General features: G+C 67.0%; 17 protein-coding genes. 10 read left to right on the forward strand and 7 right to left on the reverse strand.

Annotated features, from left to right (window positions below; all coding sequences use genetic code 11):
• The first annotated feature begins 3 nt into the window (after nucleotides 1-3).
• The 3 genes from MKAN_RS08200 to MKAN_RS08210 all read left to right on the forward strand — a co-directional run bounded on the left by MKAN_RS08200 (nucleotide 4) and on the right by MKAN_RS08210 (nucleotide 3,656).
• Complete coding sequence (locus tag MKAN_RS08200) at nucleotides 4-921, forward strand: RNA polymerase sigma-70 factor (protein WP_080674043.1); 918 nt, start codon at nucleotides 4-6, stop codon at nucleotides 919-921.
• A gap of 48 nt (nucleotides 922-969) precedes the next feature.
• On the forward strand, nucleotides 970-2,253 hold the full coding sequence (locus MKAN_RS08205) for an aminodeoxychorismate synthase component I (RefSeq protein ID WP_023367129.1): 1,284 nt from the start codon (nucleotides 970-972) through the stop codon (nucleotides 2,251-2,253).
• A 128-nt stretch (nucleotides 2,254-2,381) separates the two neighbouring features.
• Nucleotides 2,382-3,656 (forward strand): hypothetical protein, encoded by a 1,275-nt coding sequence (locus MKAN_RS08210; RefSeq protein ID WP_051404521.1) that lies wholly within the window; start codon nucleotides 2,382-2,384, stop codon nucleotides 3,654-3,656.
• Nucleotides 3,657-3,688: 32 nt separating this feature from the next.
• Here MKAN_RS08210 and rsmI read toward each other — a convergent pair whose 3' ends face one another.
• Complete coding sequence (rsmI, locus tag MKAN_RS08215) at nucleotides 3,689-4,546, reverse strand: 16S rRNA (cytidine(1402)-2'-O)-methyltransferase (RefSeq protein ID WP_023367131.1); 858 nt, start codon at nucleotides 4,544-4,546, stop codon at nucleotides 3,689-3,691.
• Between the two features lie 24 nt (nucleotides 4,547-4,570).
• Between rsmI and MKAN_RS08220 the strand changes: the two genes are divergently transcribed.
• Entirely contained in the window at nucleotides 4,571-6,127 is a 1,557-nt protein-coding gene (locus MKAN_RS08220) for a dolichyl-phosphate-mannose--protein mannosyltransferase (protein ID WP_023367133.1), read from the forward strand.
• 131 nt (nucleotides 6,128-6,258) lie between these two features.
• Here the strand turns inward: MKAN_RS08220 and MKAN_RS08225 are convergent, their stop codons facing one another.
• Nucleotides 6,259-6,579, reverse strand: a complete 321-nt coding sequence (locus MKAN_RS08225; RefSeq protein ID WP_371686078.1) for a DUF732 domain-containing protein — start codon at nucleotides 6,577-6,579, stop codon at nucleotides 6,259-6,261.
• Nucleotides 6,580-7,227: 648 nt separating this feature from the next.
• A complete protein-coding gene (gene arcA, locus MKAN_RS08230; RefSeq protein ID WP_023367137.1) occupies nucleotides 7,228-8,433 on the reverse strand; it encodes an arginine deiminase in 1,206 nt (401 codons plus the stop codon).
• 79 nt (nucleotides 8,434-8,512) lie between these two features.
• Here arcA and MKAN_RS08235 point away from each other — a divergent pair, with 79 nt between their 5' ends.
• A complete protein-coding gene (locus MKAN_RS08235) occupies nucleotides 8,513-9,109 on the forward strand; it encodes an alpha-ketoglutarate-dependent dioxygenase AlkB (protein ID WP_178131773.1) in 597 nt (198 codons plus the stop codon).
• 9 nt (nucleotides 9,110-9,118) lie between these two features.
• Here MKAN_RS08235 and MKAN_RS08240 read toward each other — a convergent pair whose 3' ends face one another.
• Genes MKAN_RS08240 through MKAN_RS08250 form a run of 3 tightly spaced genes read right to left on the reverse strand, consistent with a single transcriptional unit; the run spans nucleotide 9,119 to nucleotide 11,491 of the window.
• Nucleotides 9,119-9,772, reverse strand: a complete 654-nt coding sequence (locus MKAN_RS08240; RefSeq protein WP_036393827.1) for a DUF5642 family protein — start codon at nucleotides 9,770-9,772, stop codon at nucleotides 9,119-9,121.
• A gap of 27 nt (nucleotides 9,773-9,799) precedes the next feature.
• Nucleotides 9,800-10,477: a DUF5642 family protein gene (locus MKAN_RS08245; protein WP_023367143.1), complete on the reverse strand. Its 678-nt coding sequence runs from the start codon at nucleotides 10,475-10,477 to the stop codon at nucleotides 9,800-9,802.
• A gap of 12 nt (nucleotides 10,478-10,489) precedes the next feature.
• Nucleotides 10,490-11,491 (reverse strand): GNAT family N-acetyltransferase, encoded by a 1,002-nt coding sequence (locus MKAN_RS08250; protein ID WP_023367145.1) that lies wholly within the window; start codon nucleotides 11,489-11,491, stop codon nucleotides 10,490-10,492.
• 138 nt (nucleotides 11,492-11,629) lie between these two features.
• Here MKAN_RS08250 and MKAN_RS08255 point away from each other — a divergent pair, with 138 nt between their 5' ends.
• Together MKAN_RS08255 and MKAN_RS08260 are read left to right on the forward strand one after the other, a co-directional pair.
• The gene (locus MKAN_RS08255) at nucleotides 11,630-12,376 is read left to right on the forward strand and encodes a class I SAM-dependent methyltransferase (protein ID WP_023367147.1); all 747 of its coding nucleotides are present in this window, start codon (nucleotides 11,630-11,632) and stop codon (nucleotides 12,374-12,376) included.
• Between the two features lie 293 nt (nucleotides 12,377-12,669).
• Nucleotides 12,670-14,247: a phospholipase C gene (locus tag MKAN_RS08260; protein ID WP_023367149.1), complete on the forward strand. Its 1,578-nt coding sequence runs from the start codon at nucleotides 12,670-12,672 to the stop codon at nucleotides 14,245-14,247.
• Nucleotides 14,248-14,254: 7 nt separating this feature from the next.
• Here MKAN_RS08260 and MKAN_RS08265 read toward each other — a convergent pair whose 3' ends face one another.
• On the reverse strand, nucleotides 14,255-14,506 hold the full coding sequence (locus MKAN_RS08265) for a hypothetical protein (RefSeq protein WP_023367151.1): 252 nt from the start codon (nucleotides 14,504-14,506) through the stop codon (nucleotides 14,255-14,257).
• 255 nt (nucleotides 14,507-14,761) lie between these two features.
• Here MKAN_RS08265 and MKAN_RS08270 point away from each other — a divergent pair, with 255 nt between their 5' ends.
• The 3 genes from MKAN_RS08270 to MKAN_RS08280 all read left to right on the forward strand — a co-directional run bounded on the left by MKAN_RS08270 (nucleotide 14,762) and on the right by MKAN_RS08280 (nucleotide 16,824).
• Nucleotides 14,762-15,274, forward strand: coding sequence for a hypothetical protein (locus MKAN_RS08270; RefSeq protein WP_023367153.1), 513 nt, complete (start codon nucleotides 14,762-14,764; stop codon nucleotides 15,272-15,274).
• A 102-nt stretch (nucleotides 15,275-15,376) separates the two neighbouring features.
• Entirely contained in the window at nucleotides 15,377-16,003 is a 627-nt protein-coding gene (locus MKAN_RS08275; RefSeq protein WP_036393552.1) for a TetR/AcrR family transcriptional regulator, read from the forward strand.
• A complete protein-coding gene (locus tag MKAN_RS08280) occupies nucleotides 16,000-16,824 on the forward strand; it encodes a hypothetical protein (RefSeq protein WP_023367157.1) in 825 nt (274 codons plus the stop codon). Before MKAN_RS08275 ends, MKAN_RS08280 begins: the two co-directional genes overlap by 4 nt.
• Nucleotides 16,825-16,978: the final 154 nt, after the last annotated feature.

Genomic DNA, 16,978 nt, shown 5'->3' on the forward strand with positions numbered 1-16,978 from the left:
CCGATGACCCCCCCGATGACACAGTCACCCGGCGAGCACGCCCAACGGTTCACCCTGCTGCGGCCGATGCTGTTCACCATCGCCTACGAAATCCTCGGCTCGGCAACCGAATCCGAGGACGTGCTGCAGGACAGCTATGTGCGCTGGGCCGGCGTCGACCTGGAGACGGTGCGGGACACCAAGTCCTACCTGGCTCAGCTGGTCACTCGCCAGGCGCTCAACGCCTTGCGGGCCGGCGCCCGCCGCCGCGAGGAATACGTGGGGCCGTGGCTGCCGGAGCCACTGCTGCTCGACGAACAGGACCCGGCTGCCGACGTCGTGCTGGCCGAATCGGTGTCGATGGCGATGCTGGTCTTGCTGGAGACGCTGAGCCCCGACGAACGGGCGGTGTTCGTGTTGCGCGAAGTCTTCGGATTCGACTACGCCGAGATCGCCGACGCGGTGGGCAAGTCCGGGCCGGCGGTGCGCCAGATCGCCCACCGCGCTCGCGAACACGTGCAGGCGCGGCGCAAGCGATACGGCGCGCGGCCGGTCGACCCGCAGCGCCACGCCCAGATCACCGCACAGTTCCTGGAGACGGCCACCAGCGGCGACGTGGAGGCGCTGATGGCGATGCTCGCTCCGGATGCCGCCTGGATGGCCGACAGCGGCGGCAAGGTGTCTGCGGCACGCAGGCCGGTGGTCGGCGCCGAGCGGGTGGCCAGGGCCATCACCGGACTGATGCGCAAGGCGGGAGCGCTGTTGCGGGTCGAGATTGCAACCTGCAACAGCGCCCCGGCGGTGTTGTTCTACCTGGGCGAGCACCTGGAGGGCGTGATCACGCTGGAGATCGTCGACGACAAGATCACCAACTTCTACGTGATGCGCAATCCCGAGAAGCTGACGGCGTTGGCCAGCCCGCGGGAGATCAGCCGCGGCTGATCGCAACTCCCGGCGCGCGGATATCCCCCACTCTGTCAAGCTAGGGCGGTGCGAATCGATCGGCTCGGCGACCTCGGCGGAGCACCGCAGGTGCTACGCGCTGTCGCTCGTGCCACCGTCCGGCTGGGCTTGGCGCCGCCGGCCGCGTTGACCGGCGAGTGGTTCGGCGCGCTGGCGGTGATCGCCCCGAGTGTGTCGGTGCGGCCGGTGGACCGCGGCGACGCGTTTCCGGTCCGGGAGGCCCCCGGTGAACCGGTGGCACCCGTCTCGGGCGCGGTGGGCGGCGGCTGGGTCGGCTACTTGTCTTACCCCGATCCCGGCGCGGACGGGCGGGGAAGCCGGATCCCCGAAGCCGCCGGTGGCTGGACCGATTGCGTGCTGCGCCGCGACCGCGACGGCCACTGGTGGTACGAGAGCCTGTCGGACGCACCCATGCCGGACTGGCTGGTCAGCGCCCTGGCCACGACACCGGCGCCCGCCGGCCGGCCGGTGCCGGGCACCTGCCGGATCGACTGGGCAGCGGCCGACCGGGAAGCTCATCGCGGCGGCGTGCTGGCCTGCCTGGCGGCGATCACCGCCGGCGAGGTCTACCAAGCCTGCGTGTGCACGCAGTTCACCGGGACCGTCAGCGGGTCCGCGCTGGACTTCTTCATCGACTTCGTTGACGCCGCCGGCACCTCCCCGTCCCGAGCAGCGTATGTCGGCGGCCCGTGGGGCGCGGTGGCATCGCTATCCCCGGAACTTTTCCTGCGGCGCCACGGCACCGGCGTGGCGTCCAGCCCGATCAAGGGCACGCTGCCACTGGAGGCCTGGCCGTCGGCGCTGCGGGCATCACCCAAAGAAGTGGCCGAGAACATCATGATCGTGGACTTGGTCCGCAACGACCTTGGCCGAGTGGCCATTACCGGCACGGTCACCGTGCCCGAGCTACTGGTGGTGCGCCGCGCGCCGGGCGTATGGCACCTGGTGTCCACCGTGGCGGCCCAGGTTCCGGCCGACTTGCCGATGTCGGCGCTGCTGGACGCCGCCTTCCCGCCGGCGTCGGTTACTGGAACGCCCAAACTACGGGCCCGCCAACTGATTTCACAGTGGGAGCAGCATCGTCGCGGAATATATTGCGGCACAGTTGGTTTCGCATCACCAATCGCCGGTTCCGAACTCAACGTTGCGATTCGCACCGTCGAATTCGATGCCGCGGGCAACGCCGTCCTGGGCGTTGGCGGCGGGATCACCGCGGACTCCGACCCCGACGCCGAGTGGCAGGAATGCCTGCACAAGGCCGCACCCATCGTCGGGATGGCGGTCCCGGCGACCGCCACCCGGGTCGGCTAGTCAGCAAACTGTGGCGAGGTGCGGCTCGGCGGAATTTCGCGTAACGCCCACATGGCACGCCTGGTGCGCCTAAGCTCCTAATCGGCGACCCGCGTGTATCGCGTGGTCGAATGCGAGAGGGGTCCGTCATGAGAGTCGGTGTCGTCGGCGTTGCGGCCGCGGCCATGGTGGGGGGAACGCTGGCGGTTGCGCCGCTGACGATGAGCGGGCCGATGCGCACCCCGAACCAAGGGACGTGTACCGCCGGCCAGCAATGCGACCGCCTGGCCTCCGTGCTGATGCCCGGCACCAGTGCGCAGCCGGGCAAACCCGCACAGGCAGCGCCGGCGCCGGCACAGTTACCGACGGATGCGCTGACCCCCGTATTGGCGCCGCGCGCCGCGCCGGAGGCTGCCCGCGCGGTACCCGGAGTGGCCTCGGGACCGGGACTGCCCGGTGTCACCGACTTGGGTCCGGCCGCGCTGCCGGCCGCCCCTCCCCTGCCCGACGCGGCGCTTCCGGCGGGACCCGGCCTGCCTGACATCGGCACGCCTTACATCGGCACGCCGTACCTCGGAGTCCCCGGCCTCGGCCTGCCCGGGGTGCCGAACCTGGCCAACGGACCTGCCGCGGTCGGAACGGCCACCTCGGTCGTGAACGGCGTCCTGGGGATTGGCGGCACCATCGCCGGCGTCACGACGTCCAGCGCGCTGGCGGTCACGTATGTGGTCCTTGCCTACAACGCCTTGCAGTCCTCGGGCATCCTGCCGCAACTCAACTCCACCGCCAACACAATCGGCTCCATGCTGTTCCCGTCGGGTCTACCCTCGGTCGGTTTGCCGACGTTGAGTCTGCCGGGCCTACCGGCTCTGTCGGGGGTATCGCCGGCGGGCCTGATCGCGTTGGCGGGGGTGGGCGGTCTGCCAAACCTGAGCTTGCCGAGTCTGCCGGGAGTGTCGCCGACCAATCTGCTGGGGCTGGCGGCCGCCGGACTGCCCGGTCTGCCCGGAGTGTCGCCCACCGATGTGGTGGCCCTGGCGGCCGGTGGCTTGCCACAGCTGGCGTCCGCTCTGCCCGGGCTGCAGGCCGGTCTGCCGGCGCTGCCGGGCGTGGATCCAGCGATGCTGGCCGCGGCGTTGCCGGCGCTGGCGGCAGGTCTACCGGGCGGCCTTCCGGCGGTTGACCCGGCGATGCTGGCCGCGGCACTGCCCGCACTGACCGCCGGCGGTCTGCCGGCGCTGCCGGGTGGGCTGCCGGCGTTGCCGGGCGGGCTGCCGGCGCTGCCGGGCGGTCTGCCGGCGCTGCCGGCTCCGGCGCTGCCCCCGCCACCCCAGCTCCCGACCATCCAGGGGCCCCCCATTCCCCCGCACCCGCAGTTGTGCACCCCGACAATCGGTCCCATCGGGAGTTCCTGCACACCCTGACCCGGACCGGGACTACCGGTCGCAAAGTCTTTCTAGGGCGCCGCATCGGTTTCGCGGCGGGCCAGCAGGACCGCATCGTAGAGCTGACGTGAGCGCACGCCCTGATGTGCCGCGGCCACCTCGCTGCAGGCGTCCTTGACGCGGATGCCGGCCGCGACCAGGTGCTCGACCTCCTCGACCAGCGACTGCAGGTCGGCGGTCGGGGTCGCGCCGGCGCCGGCGAGTACCACGGTGATCTCGCCAAGCACCCCGCCGGTAGCCCAGTCCGCCAACTCGTCGAGCGATCCACGCACCACTTCCTCATGCACCTTGGTCAGCTCCCGGCAGACCGCGGCCGGACGCGCCCCGCCAAGCTGTTCGACAGCATCGCGCAGACATGCGGCCAGCCGTCGTGGGGATTCGAAGAACACGCAGGTGCGCTGCTCGTCGGCCAGCGAGGCCAGCCACGCCCGCCGCGCCGCACCCTTGCGCGGGGCGAACCCTTCGAAGCAGAACTTGTCCGACGGCAGACCGGACACCACGAGCGCGGTTGTCACCGCCGACGGCCCGGGCAGGCAGGTCACCGTGATCCCGGCATCGATACAGGCCGCGACCAGTCGATATCCCGGATCGTTGATCACCGGCAATCCCGCGTCGCTGACCACCAGCACCGTGGCGCCGGCTTGCATCGCGTCAACCAGCGCCGTCACCCGCAACGCCTCGACCCGGTCGAACAGGCTCACCACCCGCCCGCTGATCTCGACATCAAGCGCCCTGGCCAAAGTTTTCACCCGGCGGGTGTCCTCGGCCGCCACCACATCGGCTCCGGCCAACGCGTCGATCAGGCGTGGCGACGCATCCGCGGGCTGGCCCAACGGAGTGGCGCCGAGCAACAGGCGGCCGGAACTCATGACGGACAGCCTACGATCGAGCTGATGACCGCCCCGCCCCAACAAACTTCCGGCCTGGCCGAGGAGCGTGCGGCACCCGTCATCAGCCCCGGGCCGCTGGTACCGATCGCCGATTTCGGACCGGTAGACCGGATGCGCGGCTGGATTGTCACCGCCGTGATTACGCTGCTCGCCGCGGTGACCCGGTTTTTGAACCTCGGCTCGCCGACCGATGCCGGCACTCCGATCTTCGACGAGAAGCACTACGCCCCCCAGGCCTGGCAGGTGCTGCACAACCACGGCGTCGAAGACAATCCCGGCTTCGGCCTGGTCGTCCATCCTCCGGTCGGCAAGCAGATGATCGCGATCGGCGAGGCCCTGTTCGGTTACACCGGGTTCGGGTGGCGGTTCAGCGGCGCGGTGCTGGGCGTCATCCTGGTGGCGCTCGTGACCCGGATCGTCCGGCGGATCACCCGGTCGACCCTGGTCGGGGGCATCGCCGGCGTGCTGCTGATCTGTGACGGAGTCAGCTTTGTCGCCGCGCGCACCGCGCTGCTGGACGGCTTCCTGACGTTCTTCGTGGTCGCGGCTTTCGGCGCACTCATTGTCGACCGCGATCAGGTTCGCCAGCGCATGCACGTCGCACTGAGCGAGAACCGGGTCGCCGAGACGGTGTGGGGACCACGGCTGGGGGTGCGCTGGTGGCGGTTCGGCGCCGGGGTGCTGCTCGGATTGGCCTTCGCGACCAAGTGGTCCGGTCTGTACTTCATCGCGTTCTTCGGCGCGATGTCGTTGGCGTTCGACGTGGCGGCACGCCGCCAGTACCAGGTGCCGCGGCCCTGGTTGGGGACGTTGCGGCGGGATTTGTTGCCCACCGGATACGCGCTGGCGCTGATTCCGTTCGCGGTCTACCTGGCCAGCTATGCCGGCTGGTTCGCATCCGAGACCGCGATCGACCGCCACCAGGTAGGTCAGACGATCGGCCCGGACAGCGTCCTCCCGCTGCCCGACGCGGTTCGCTCGCTGTGGTACTACACCGCCAAGGCATTCCACTTCCACGCGACGCTGACGAATTCGGCCGGCAACCACCACCCGTGGGAGTCCAAGCCGTGGAGTTGGCCGATGTCGTTGCGGCCGGTGCTGTATGCCATCGACCAACAAAACGTGTCGGGCTGCGGTGGCCAGTCGTGCGTCAAAGCCGAGATGCTGGTCGGCACTCCGGCTATGTGGTGGCTGGCGGTGCCGGTCCTGTTGTATGCCGCCTGGCGGATGTTCGTCCGTCGGGACTGGCGCTATGCGGTGGTGTTGGTCGGCTATTGCGCCGGCTGGCTGCCGTGGTTCGCCGACATCGACCGGCAGATGTACTTCTTCTACGCGGCGACCATGGCGCCGTTTCTGGTGATGGCCATCGCGTTGATTCTCGGCGACGTCCTCTACCAACCCGGTCAGGGCCGGGAGCGGCGCACCCTGGGGCTGATCGTGGTGAGCTGTTATGTGGCTCTAGTGGTGACCAACTTCGCCTGGCTATTCCCGATACTTACCGGCCTGCCGATCTCACAGCAGACCTGGAACATGGAGATCTGGCTGCCCAGCTGGCGGTGATGTCTCCGCGGCGATGCCCGCAAATTTGCCAGCAATCGGTTACGACGGCGACTGCCCGGTCCTTTCGACGTTGAAGCTCCGGTACCGCGGCGTGAATACGTTATCAATAGCGCGGGGCAGCCGGCTATTACCTAGTAGAGCTGTTCAGGACAATAATATTTCGCGGCTATCACGGCGAATCGGGATGCCGTGTCCAAATCAATTGGTGGATTCTGGATTTTCACCTGCTGGACGGCTTGCAGCCCTGATTCGCCGTGATGCAAGTTCCTGCACATCGCATGGGCGGACTCGACGGCGTGACCTGGATTTGAATACGTGATGCCAGCATCCTGCAGGGCACCGAGGAAACCCACATCGCGAGCACCGAGGTCAACGCCCGCGTCGGCGAGTGCGGGCGCCGCGATGCCGATCGTAGTGAAAGCACTTAGTAGTAGCCCCATTAGCAGTCTCACAGCTCGACCTTTGTTCCTACGCTCGGCGCGTGGACGCCAGGTGCCTTTGCATGATGGCGCGGGTACATGCTGATGTCGCCGATACCCGTAGCGCGATGAAATCCCGGCGGCGTGCCGCCGATACGGAATCGCTGCGCTGATCGTGGATTCTCTGTGGCGCTTGCCCAGTCCGTTGCGACAGAAAGGACTCACGGTCGTCCCGAATGCAGTGGTCAATATCGTGAACTTCCCCTCAAGCCATTTGCTTTATAAAGCTTTCTTCCCGACACGCAGCATGCCAATAGAGAACACCAGCGGTCCAATATGTAATGCCTAACCATTGATAAGCGGGAGCAATGATCACTTCGCGCAATCGTGTGCCCATCGCCGTCTCCGCGGCCCTGCGGTTCGTGCCGAGCCCCGTTTGCTAACGGCCGGGGCGCCAGCGAACCGGCGGGCCTCTCCCCGCCCATATCGGCCTGGGCTGAAGAGCAACAACGATTTGCAGGCCAATGGCGCTCAGCGACGGCGACGGGCCGGAATCTCCGCGGTCCTACCGATAACGCGCTCAACGGAATCGGCCCGAAAGCCCTGGCGCCCGCCACGCGCCGACCCGCCGAGATTGTCGGCCTGCTCGGCCTGGCGGTGCACGGATTTGCGACGCATACGCTATAGCGGGTCGCGCGCGGCCGGGCAGGACATGCAGCGCGGCCCGCCCCGGCCGGTGCCCAGCTCCGAGCCGGCGATGGTCAGCACTTCGATGCCCGCCGCCTCCAGCCGGGCGTTGGTTTGCGCGTTGCGCTCGTAGGCGACGACGACCCCGGGCGCCAGCGCCAACGTGTTGTTGCCGTCGTCCCATTGTTCGCGTTCGGCGACGACGGGGTCCAGGCCGGTGCCGATGACCCGCAGCTTCTCGATGCCCATCGCGTCGGCGGCGGCCTGCACAAACGGGGCCGCATCGCTGATCGTCGCGCCATTGGGACAGCGCCGGATCGTGAACGCCGACAACGTGTCGACGACGGCGGCGTACATCACGACGGTGTCGACGTCCACCATGGTGCACACGGTGTCCAGATGCATTTGCGCACGCTTCTGAGCGATCGGCACCGCGAGCACGGTATGCGCAAGGTCGTCGTCGAACAGGCTGCGCGCCAAGGCTTCCGCGCCGGCCGGGGTGGTGCGCTCGCCGACACCGACGGCAACCACGCCGGGGGCCAGCAACAGCACGTCGCCACCTTCGACGGGAGCGGTGCGTGATTCGTAGGCCCGCCGCACCCCGGTGAAGCGCGGGTGATGGGCATAGATGATGTCGGTCAACGACGCCTCACGAACCCGCGCCCGCAGCGCCAGCGACGGGATGACCACCCGCGGACCGATCCAGATCGACGAGTCCCGGGTGAACACCAGGTTCGGTAGTGGCTCGATGACAAAATCCCCGCCCTGGTGCATGCGGACCACCAGCGACACGTCGGTCCGGATATCCGACGGCAATTCGTTGAAGGTCATCCCGGCCGTCAGCACATGCGCCAGCCGAACCGGGTCGAGACTACGCAAATACGCCGAAAGCTGTTGCGCCAGTGGCAATCCCAGCCGGCGCGCGTCAACCGCGGCGGCGACGCCCTGCATCCGGGCGGCCCCGCTGGCCAGCGCCTCGGTCAGCAACTCGGACAGCAGCAACACCGTAACCCCCCGCGAGCGCAGCAGTTCGGCGAACTCGTCATGCTCCTCCTGCGCGCGCGACACCCAGGGCAGTCCGTCGAACAGCAGCTGGTCGCTGTTACGCGGGGTGAGCCGGCGCAGTTCGGTGCCGGGGCGGTGCAGGATGGCGACCCGTAGCGTGCCCACCTCGGAATTGGATCCCAACTCGACGCCCACAGCATCAAACCGTAGCCGTGGCCAGCCGGCAGGCGCCGCACACCCACTCCTCGAACTGGTGTGCGATAAACTTGCGGGCGTGGCGTTCGCGGTTCAGGGCTCGCTGTTCGAGCACAACGAGCGAAGACAACTGGGCAACGGTGCCTTCATCGACATCCGGGCGGGCTGGCTCCACGGTGGCGATGACCTGCTGGCGGCGCTGCTGGCCGGTGTGCCGTGGCGCTCCGAACGGCGCCAGATGTACGACCGGGTGGTCGACGTGCCGCGCCTGGTGAGTTTTCACGACCTGACCGTCGAGGACCCGCCGCATCCGCAACTCACGCGAATTCGCCGGCGCCTCAACGACATCTACGGAGGTGAGCTGGGCGAGCCGTTCACCACCGTCGGGCTGTGCTACTACCGGGACGGCTCCGACAGCGTCGCCTGGCACGGCGACACCATCGGCCGCAGCAGCACCGAAGACACCATGGTGGCGATCGTCAGCCTCGGCGCGACCCGGGTCTTTGCGCTGCGGCCGCGCGGCGGCGGAACCTCGTTGCGCTTCCCGCTGGCGCACGGCGACCTGCTGGTGATGGGCGGATCGTGTCAACGCACCTGGGAGCATGCGGTGCCCAAGACGACGGCGCCGACCGGCCCGCGGGTCAGCATCCAGTTCCGGCCCCGCGACGTGCGCTAGCGGCCGCTGTCAACCCCGGATCGCGGCCACCGCCTTGACCAGCAGGTCGCGGGCACGCTGGACATCGACCGGCGCAACCGGCTGATTCGGAATCACCAGCGGGTTGGCAATCACGTTGACCTGGTAGTAACCGAACTGCGCGGAGTAGTCGTAAAGTTCGCCGGTGCGGGCCGACCCGTCGACCAGCGCCTGAAGCACGCGATGCACGCCCAGCGTCTGGGCGCCGTCGATGTGCGGCGCTGCAACCATCTCGATGCCGCCTCGCACCTGTGCGCCGGAGAAGGCGATCCTGCCGCATTCTTTACCCGGGTCGTTGAACGGTAGCTGCTGGGAGGTCTCCACCGCGATCACCACGAACCGGTTCCCGTTGCCCTCGGCTGTCACGGCGGCCATATTGCCCTGCACACCGGAAGGCATCTGGGGGCCCAGAGCCGCTTTCGCGCAGTTCGCCGGATCGAAACTCAGGCCGTCGGGCAGCTTGCGGGCCGCGAAGAACTGTGGATCGATTGCCCTCGGCGGGACGTCGTTGACCGTGAACCCCGGTCCGAAGCTGGCCTTGACGTCGATGACCTTGGCGATGTCGGCCTTCGGCGACTGGGAGGCGCCCGGCGAACAACCGACGAGCAGGCACACCGCTACCAGCGCCAGCACCACCTTCGACATCGTGGCCACCCTACCCAACGCGGTTGCTCAGCCGCGTAACGTCGACACCGTTTTGACCAGCAGATCGGCGGCGAACCGCGGTGGCAGCGGCGGAAGCATGGACCCGGGGTCGGTGGTCAGCGTGGTGAACGCGTAGTAGTCGCCCAGGTAGGCGATGAACGTGTAGGTGCGCGAATCGATTTCGGTGCCGGACTCCACGGATGTGCGGACGTCGGCCACCATGGCCAGAGTTGGCGCGCCGTCGATATGCGGCGGGTCGATGAGACGGATGGCCGCGCTGGTGTGTCCGTCCGACATCGTCCACTGCGCGCAGCCGGCAACCACGTCGCTTCCCGGCGCCACCGGCCGCGGCCGCACGGCCACCACGACGGCGCCGACAATGCCGCCCTCCCCCGACCCGGACACCCCCTGCGCGGACTGGTCGCGGCCGTGGCCGGGGTCGGCGAGGGTCGCGCATGGTGCGGGCTGGGCGGTCGCGTTGGCACCAAGACCGAAAACCAGTCGCGGTGACGCGCCCGCGGGAATGTCCCTGGTCACTTCGTAACCGGGCGGCAGCTCACGGCTGATTCTTTTGATATTGGCCGGGTTGACGGTGGTGGGATGAGCCGACGGCGAGGTATGGGTCGGCGCAGTCACCGGCGCCGGCGATTGCGCACATGCAGCCGCCAACGCCGTCGCCATCACGCCAATCCACAACGGCCGCATGGTCGCCGGCCCTCAGCTCACGGCCTCGATCACCTGGCGGGCCACTCGCCTGATCTGCTCGGCCATTTCGCGCCCGAAGTCCAGAGCGCGCGGGCCGGGCACGTCGATGACCGTGGTGATGACCCCGATGTCCTCGCGCTGCCAGATCGCGCCGTGGCGGTCCATGATGGTGCGCATCGGCACGTTGTCCGAAAGCATCCGCGCGGAAAACCTCTCGACGCCGCCGACGCGGGCAGCGACGGACAGTGCGCCGATCAGAAAGCTGCCGATCCCCCTGCCCTGATAGGCGTCGGCGACGGTAAACGCGATTTCGGCGACCGTCGGATCATGTTCGTCACGGATGAAACGCGCGTCGGCCACGGGGTCGATGCCGTCGATCATCACCCACACGAAGTGGTCGACGTAGTCCACCTCGGACAGGTAGTGCATCATCGCCGCGTCGGGAACCCGGGCCGACATGAACCGCCGATAGATCGTCTCGCTGGAGAAGTGGATGTGCCCGTGTACGGTGCGTTCGCTGTCGCCGGGCAGCACCGGGCGCAGCAGCAGTTGGGTTCCGTCGCGAATCCGTACCGGGACGGGGGTGATGAACGCGGCCAGACGCTGGCGGACCGTGCGCACCAGCCGATCCATGATCCCGGGGATGTTGACCATCCGGTCCAGGGCGTCGGTGCCCCCGATCCAACCGGTCAGCGGCTCGACGGTGGTGACCGTCGCGGTTCGCGGGATGTCACGCAACAAGGCGATTTCCCCGACGATCATGCCCGGCAGCGCCTGCTCGACGATCACCGCACCGTCGTCGCCGACATGGATGACCTCGGCACTACCCGACGAGATGAGCAGGAACGACACCGCCTGCTCACCCTGCCGCATCAGAACCTGGCCGGCCGCGGCACGCAGCGGAGCCAGCCGGGCAGCCAGCGGCAGCAGGTCGTCGGCCGGACATCCCGCGAAGATGTCCATTCCGGCGAGCTCTGCTGTCCTAGCGCCGGTCAATTCGGCCATCCCGTCCAATCCGCCACAGCGCCAAGCCCGGCTCGCGGTCCGATCCGCCCCAGGCTATGGCGTCGGCTGCCGCTGCAGCAACACCGCACGGCGCAGATTAGCCTGACAGCGGACAATTCAACCCCGGCCTCTTGGACCAGACCTGCGATGAACACCAGCCCGGATCCCCGCGAGTCGACCCGTGGTCTGCTCAATACGGCCGCCGTGCTGCGGCACGGCTTCCTCGACGTGTTGGGCGAATCGACGAGTTCGCCGGTTCCGACGCTTGCGCAGCGGGCGATGAACAGCCGGTTCGTCGCGACCGTGTACGAGCGGTTGTGGCGTCCGACGTCCTTCTACCTCGCAAGCGGTATCACCGCCCGGGCCGAGCAGCGGCGTGCCGCCGCGGCGTTGCGCCTTTCGACTGCCCACCGGTTGCTCGATGTAGCCTGTGGCCCGGGGAATTTCACCGCACCGCTGGCCCGCTGTCTGCCGGCCGGAGCTCTCGCGGTGGGGTTCGACATTTCCGAACCGATGCTGACTCGTGCCGTGGTGGACAACGACGGGCCGCAGACCTGTTACGTCCGCGGCGATGCCCGCGTGTTGCCGTTCGATGACGAAACATTCGATGCGGTCTGCTGTTTCGGCGCGCTGTACCTGATGCCCGAACCGTTCGACATCACCCGCGAGATGCTGCGGGTATTGCGGCCCGGCGGCCGGATCGCGATCCTGACCAGCTATGCCGGGCAAGCGGCGCCAATCCGTAAGGCGCTGACCGCAACAGCCAATCTGATCGGGCTCACCATGTTCGACCGAAGCAGCTTCGTCGACCTGTTCTCCTCGGCCGGTCTGGTCGACATCGAGCAGCAGACACAGCGGGCACTGCAGTTCGTCGCGGCCACCAAGCCCCGGTGAGCACCGATCCGTGGATGCTCGGGTGATTTGATCGGCGCGCAATCAGCGAAAAATGCCTTCCAAACCGTTGCCTAGTCGAATGTAAAGCCCTGCGGCGCAACATCGTCGGTCAATCCAACCGGCGCCACAACGCCGAAAGCCGGGGCCAGCGTGTGCCCGGAATTCCAGGAAGGCTCACCCGTTTCGAAAACGACGCATTGCTTTTGGCGAACAACGCCAAAAAACGGCGCACGACACACCGGATTCGCGTCGTGGTGAATCGTCGCCGCAAATCTACGCTGAACCCGCAATGTATGCGGGAGGACACGGTGGTGAGTAAGCACCCAGTCGATGGGATGTCGCGGCGAGAGTTCATGGCCAGAATCGCCACCGCAGGCAGCGCCGGGGCGTTGATGTCGTTGGCTGGTCCGGTGATCGAAAGAGCTTACGGGGCCGGCCCCTGCTCCGGCCATTTGACCGATATCGAGCACTTCGTGTTGATGTTGCAGGAAAACCGGTCATTCGATCACTTCTTCGGCACGCTGTCGGGCATCAACGGATTCGACACACCCTCGCCGTCATTCCAGCAAAAGGGCTGGAACCCGCAGACCCAATCGATTGACCCTGCCGGCGTGACCATCCCGTACCGTTTCGACACCACCAGGGGCCCGGTCCTCAATGGCGCGTGTGTGAACGACCCAGCCCACCAATGGATCACCATCCACAAGTCATGGAACAACGGCGCCAACGACAATTGGTTGCCCGCGCAGGCCGAACAGCAAACGCTGCAAGGCAACGTCCCGGTGTCGATGGGCTATTACACCCGCCAAGATCAACCGATCCATTACCTGCTGGCTGACACCTTCACCATCTGTGATGGCTATTACTGTTCGCTGCTGGGCGGAACTTCGCCCAACCGGCTGTACTGGATCAGCGCCTGGATCGACCCCGACGGCGTTGCGGGCGGTCCGCTGCTGATAGACCCCAACATCCAACCGCAAGCCCAATTCAGTTGGCGCACCATGCCGGACAACCTCAGCGATGCCGGCATCAGTTGGAAGGTGTACCAAAACAAGCTGCTGGGAGCGCTCAACAACACGGTCATCGGCTACAACGGGATGCTCGTTGACTTCAAGCAGGCTCAGGATCCACGCTCCAACATTGCCCGCAACGGCATCGCCCCGACCTATCCCCTGGACTTCGTCGCCGACGTCGCAGCCAACAGGCTGCCCCAGGTTTCGTGGGTGCTGCCCGGGTTCCAGGTGTCCGAGCATCCCGGACTACCGGTAACGCCGGCCGTCGGTGGCACCGCGATCGTGAATATCCTCCGCATCCTGCTGTCCAATCCCCAGGTGTGGGAAAAGACCGCGTTGATCGTCAGCTTCGACGAGAACGGCGGCTTCTTTGACCACGTGACACCGCCTACAGCGCCACCGGGAACTCCCGGAGAGTACGTCACGGTGCCCGATATCGACGCGGTCACGGGTTCGGGCGGCATCCGCGGGCCGATCGGTCTGGGCTATCGCGTGCCCTGCTTCATCATCTCGCCCTACAGCCGCGGCCCGCTGATGGTGCATGACACCTTCGACCACACCTCGCAGCTGCGGTTGCTCGAGAAACGGTTCGGTGTGCCGGTCCCCAACCTGAGTGCCTGGCGACGAAGCGTGACCGGCGATATGACGTCGACGTTCAACTTCGCCGTCCCGCCCAACCCAGCGCCACCGAACTTGGACCACCCCGCACTGCAAGCCATTCCGCCGCAGGTGCAATGCGTTCCAGACACCGTCGCAACTTTCGCGAAGGTCACTCCTCCCTATCGGGTGCCCTTCCCGCAGGTAATGCCCACGCAGGAGACGACGCCCGCCCGCGGAATTCCCAGCGGTCCGTGCTGAAGCCGAGCTACGAGGCGGCCTCGCAGACGCCGAGGAGCCGGACCACCGGCGTACCCGCTTCGTACTCCACGACCCACGGATCGCCGCCGTCAACTGGCTCCGAGGCGAGCCTGATCATCACCGGTTGGCCGCTGCGCCGCGACATTTGCGTGCAGTCGACCTGGAACAGGTGATAGCCGCCGTCGTGCTCGACGGCCAACGAAAAGCCCGGTTCCACCGATTCGACGGGCACTTTCTGCAGGTAGTACTTGGTGCTCATGCCCCGACTTTAGGGCCGCGGTAATACGCGGCACCGCTCGCGAAACGCGGTCTTAGCAAATGTTCAGTCGAAATTTGGAACTTCATCAGACTCGGCGCCGGATCGCCTCCGCCGCAACGCAATACCATTATCGAAGGCCCCGCGACAATAACGTGGCTGGGGGGAACTGCGTCCTCGGCGACCCCGCCGCCCTTCGACTTCGAACACGGGGGCAGTAGCCTGCACGCTCATGATCGTCCCCTGCAGCGTGCCACGGTGAGCGTCGCCGGATTCGTGCTCGGCCTGGTTGGCACCGTGCTCTCGGTGGCCTTGCTGACCTGGCAGGTTTTGCGGCTACGAACGGGGCCGGCACCGATGCTTTCGCCGGTCGTGGGTCTGTTGACACCCGACGGGCTGGTGACCAACGATGCCGGCGGCCAGGCGCGGGCGTCGCTGGAAAACGCAGCGGCGCAACTTCCCGGCGGCCGATACGTCATCGGCGTCAGGGTGGTCAACGCGGGGCGGGCCCCGCTACCCGTGGCGGGCTGGGCGGTCCGCTCCGATCCCGACGGCACGTCACTGGAGCCGACCCGGGCGTCGGGGACCCCGGTGCCCTACGACATACCCCCGGGCCAGACGGCGCTTTTCCTCACCGAGTTGCAGCACGTGACGGCGTTCTCGGCCGCCATCGCGCAACCGCCGCGAATCGTGCTCACCGTTTCGTCGCGCGGGCGGACCCATGTGACCGGGACCGTGGCGCCCGAATTGTTGTCGCTCGGCTCGTCATAACCTCCCGACCTGCCCAAGGTCGACCTTGAATGGCGGCGCTTCTCCAACAGTCGCTGACGACCGTCATTGACGGGTGCCAGTGAATGGACGTACGGTGTTTCGGTGCGGTCACCACAGGACAGCACCGCAGCGGAATCACCAGCCGGCATCCGGGAAGCTCGACGGCTCGAAACACGGGCACGTCTGTTCGACGCCGCGTTGGCGGAGATCGCACGGAACGGAATCGGCGGCGCCGACGTCAGCTCCATCGCCGCGGCGGCAGGTGTGGTACGGGGGACGTTCTACTTCCACTTCCCCACCAAGGAACAAGTGCTGGTCGAGTTGGAGCGAAACGAGGAGACCCGCATCGTCGCGGAACTCGTCGGCGCCCGGGCCGAGGCCGGCGATCTGATATCGGTGCTTTCCCGGTTGGTGCACCACGTGCTAGATGCCGAACGTCGGCTGGGGACAGTGGTTTTCCGGGACATGCTGGGTCTGCACTTCTCGTCGACGCGCCCGGGTGAGGACGAGTTGAGCCGGCACCCGCTAGCGGAGTTCTTGATCGACGCGATCAGCCGGGCGCAGGACGCGGGGCAGGTCACGCCGGATGCGGACGCGCGCGATCTCGCGGTCTTCTTCTTGACCGGGCTCTACGCCCTCCTTGCCACCGGTGCACACCATTCGCCGACAGCGGATGCCGTGTTGAGCCGGTACGTAACAACGATTGTCAAAGGGATGGAGACACGATGAAGACAACCGGTATCGATGGCTACAGGGACTTCCTGGCGCGGCGCGACGGCGAAGCGGACCTGCTCAACCGGCGCCTGACGAATCGGGAGGAGTTCATCAAAGACCTTGAGGCTCACCCGGTGCGGTCGGCCCGTCCGGCGGACCGGTCGACGTTTCTTCGGAACCTGCGCCGGCGGCGACCCGAACCGGGTTTGGACCCAAAAATGCTGTTCCTGCTGGCGACGGCGAAGCTCAATCAGGCAGAACGCTTCGGCGTGGGGCTTGGCGAAACCTACGGGCGCAACAGCGCTGAGGATGTGGCACCCGAGCGGGTGTACGTAGAACTCGAAGAGCACTACCACACCCGGTTGCTGGCATACGCGTTGGACATTTTCGATCTGCCATTCCGGGTGGCCGCTCCGCCGTTCGTGATGCGACAGCTCGTCAAGGTTGGAGTGTTCCTGCCGGAAAGGTTCGGCTTCGTGTTCGTCGGGGCCGCAGAGATGGCCGGGTGCATCGTGTTCGACGAGCTGCGCCGCGTCGGCATCGAGCTGTTCGCCGACGAACCCGATGTCGCCGGGCGAATCGAACTGCTCTACAGCGAAATCCTTACCGACGAGATAGGCCATGTCGGCTATTGCGCGTCACGCTGCACACCTGCCGAGCGCGCAGTCATGCGGCGGATCTACCCATTCATCGGGCGGCTGTTTGCCGAGCAAACCGCCGAAGTCCGGCTCCTTGTCGACCCGCAGAAGCTCCGGGCCCGGCTGCGCCGGCCGTTCGACGTCGAGGAACTGACCGCTGGTCTGAGCAACGAAACGTATCTCGCCGCATATCCCTGACCGGTCGCCCGCACGGTCCGGGAAATGGTCGGGTAACGCCCGCGGGATGAAACTGCTTTGCAGTCAAGGGATTTCAACAGCGACGGGTAGCAGCGGCCCCAGGCCCGGGTATGTCCGGCCGATGCGCTCACCCCAGTTGAGCCGCTGCTCGCGA

This window comes from Mycobacterium kansasii ATCC 12478 (assembly GCF_000157895.3).
GTDB lineage: Bacteria > Actinomycetota > Actinomycetes > Mycobacteriales > Mycobacteriaceae > Mycobacterium > Mycobacterium kansasii.

Bases quoted from the DNA above. Each gene is read 5' to 3' on its own strand.
- MKAN_RS08280 (WP_023367157.1), top strand. From the start codon at position 16,000: ATGAAGACAACCGGTATCGATGGCTACAGGGACTTCCTGGCGCGGCGC.
- MKAN_RS08255 (WP_023367147.1), top strand. From the start codon at position 11,630: ATGAACACCAGCCCGGATCCCCGCGAGTCGACCCGTGGTCTGCTCAAT.
- MKAN_RS08265 (WP_023367151.1), bottom strand. From the start codon at position 14,506: ATGAGCACCAAGTACTACCTGCAGAAAGTGCCCGTCGAATCGGTGGAA.
- MKAN_RS08240 (WP_036393827.1), bottom strand. From the start codon at position 9,772: ATGTCGAAGGTGGTGCTGGCGCTGGTAGCGGTGTGCCTGCTCGTCGGT.
- MKAN_RS08200 (WP_080674043.1), top strand. From the start codon at position 4: ATGACCCCCCCGATGACACAGTCACCCGGCGAGCACGCCCAACGGTTC.
- MKAN_RS08260 (WP_023367149.1), top strand. From the start codon at position 12,670: ATGCGGGAGGACACGGTGGTGAGTAAGCACCCAGTCGATGGGATGTCG.
- MKAN_RS08245 (WP_023367143.1), bottom strand. From the start codon at position 10,477: ATGCGGCCGTTGTGGATTGGCGTGATGGCGACGGCGTTGGCGGCTGCA.
- rsmI (WP_023367131.1), bottom strand. From the start codon at position 4,546: ATGAGTTCCGGCCGCCTGTTGCTCGGCGCCACTCCGTTGGGCCAGCCC.
- MKAN_RS08220 (WP_023367133.1), top strand. From the start codon at position 4,571: ATGACCGCCCCGCCCCAACAAACTTCCGGCCTGGCCGAGGAGCGTGCG.
- MKAN_RS08210 (WP_051404521.1), top strand. From the start codon at position 2,382: ATGAGAGTCGGTGTCGTCGGCGTTGCGGCCGCGGCCATGGTGGGGGGA.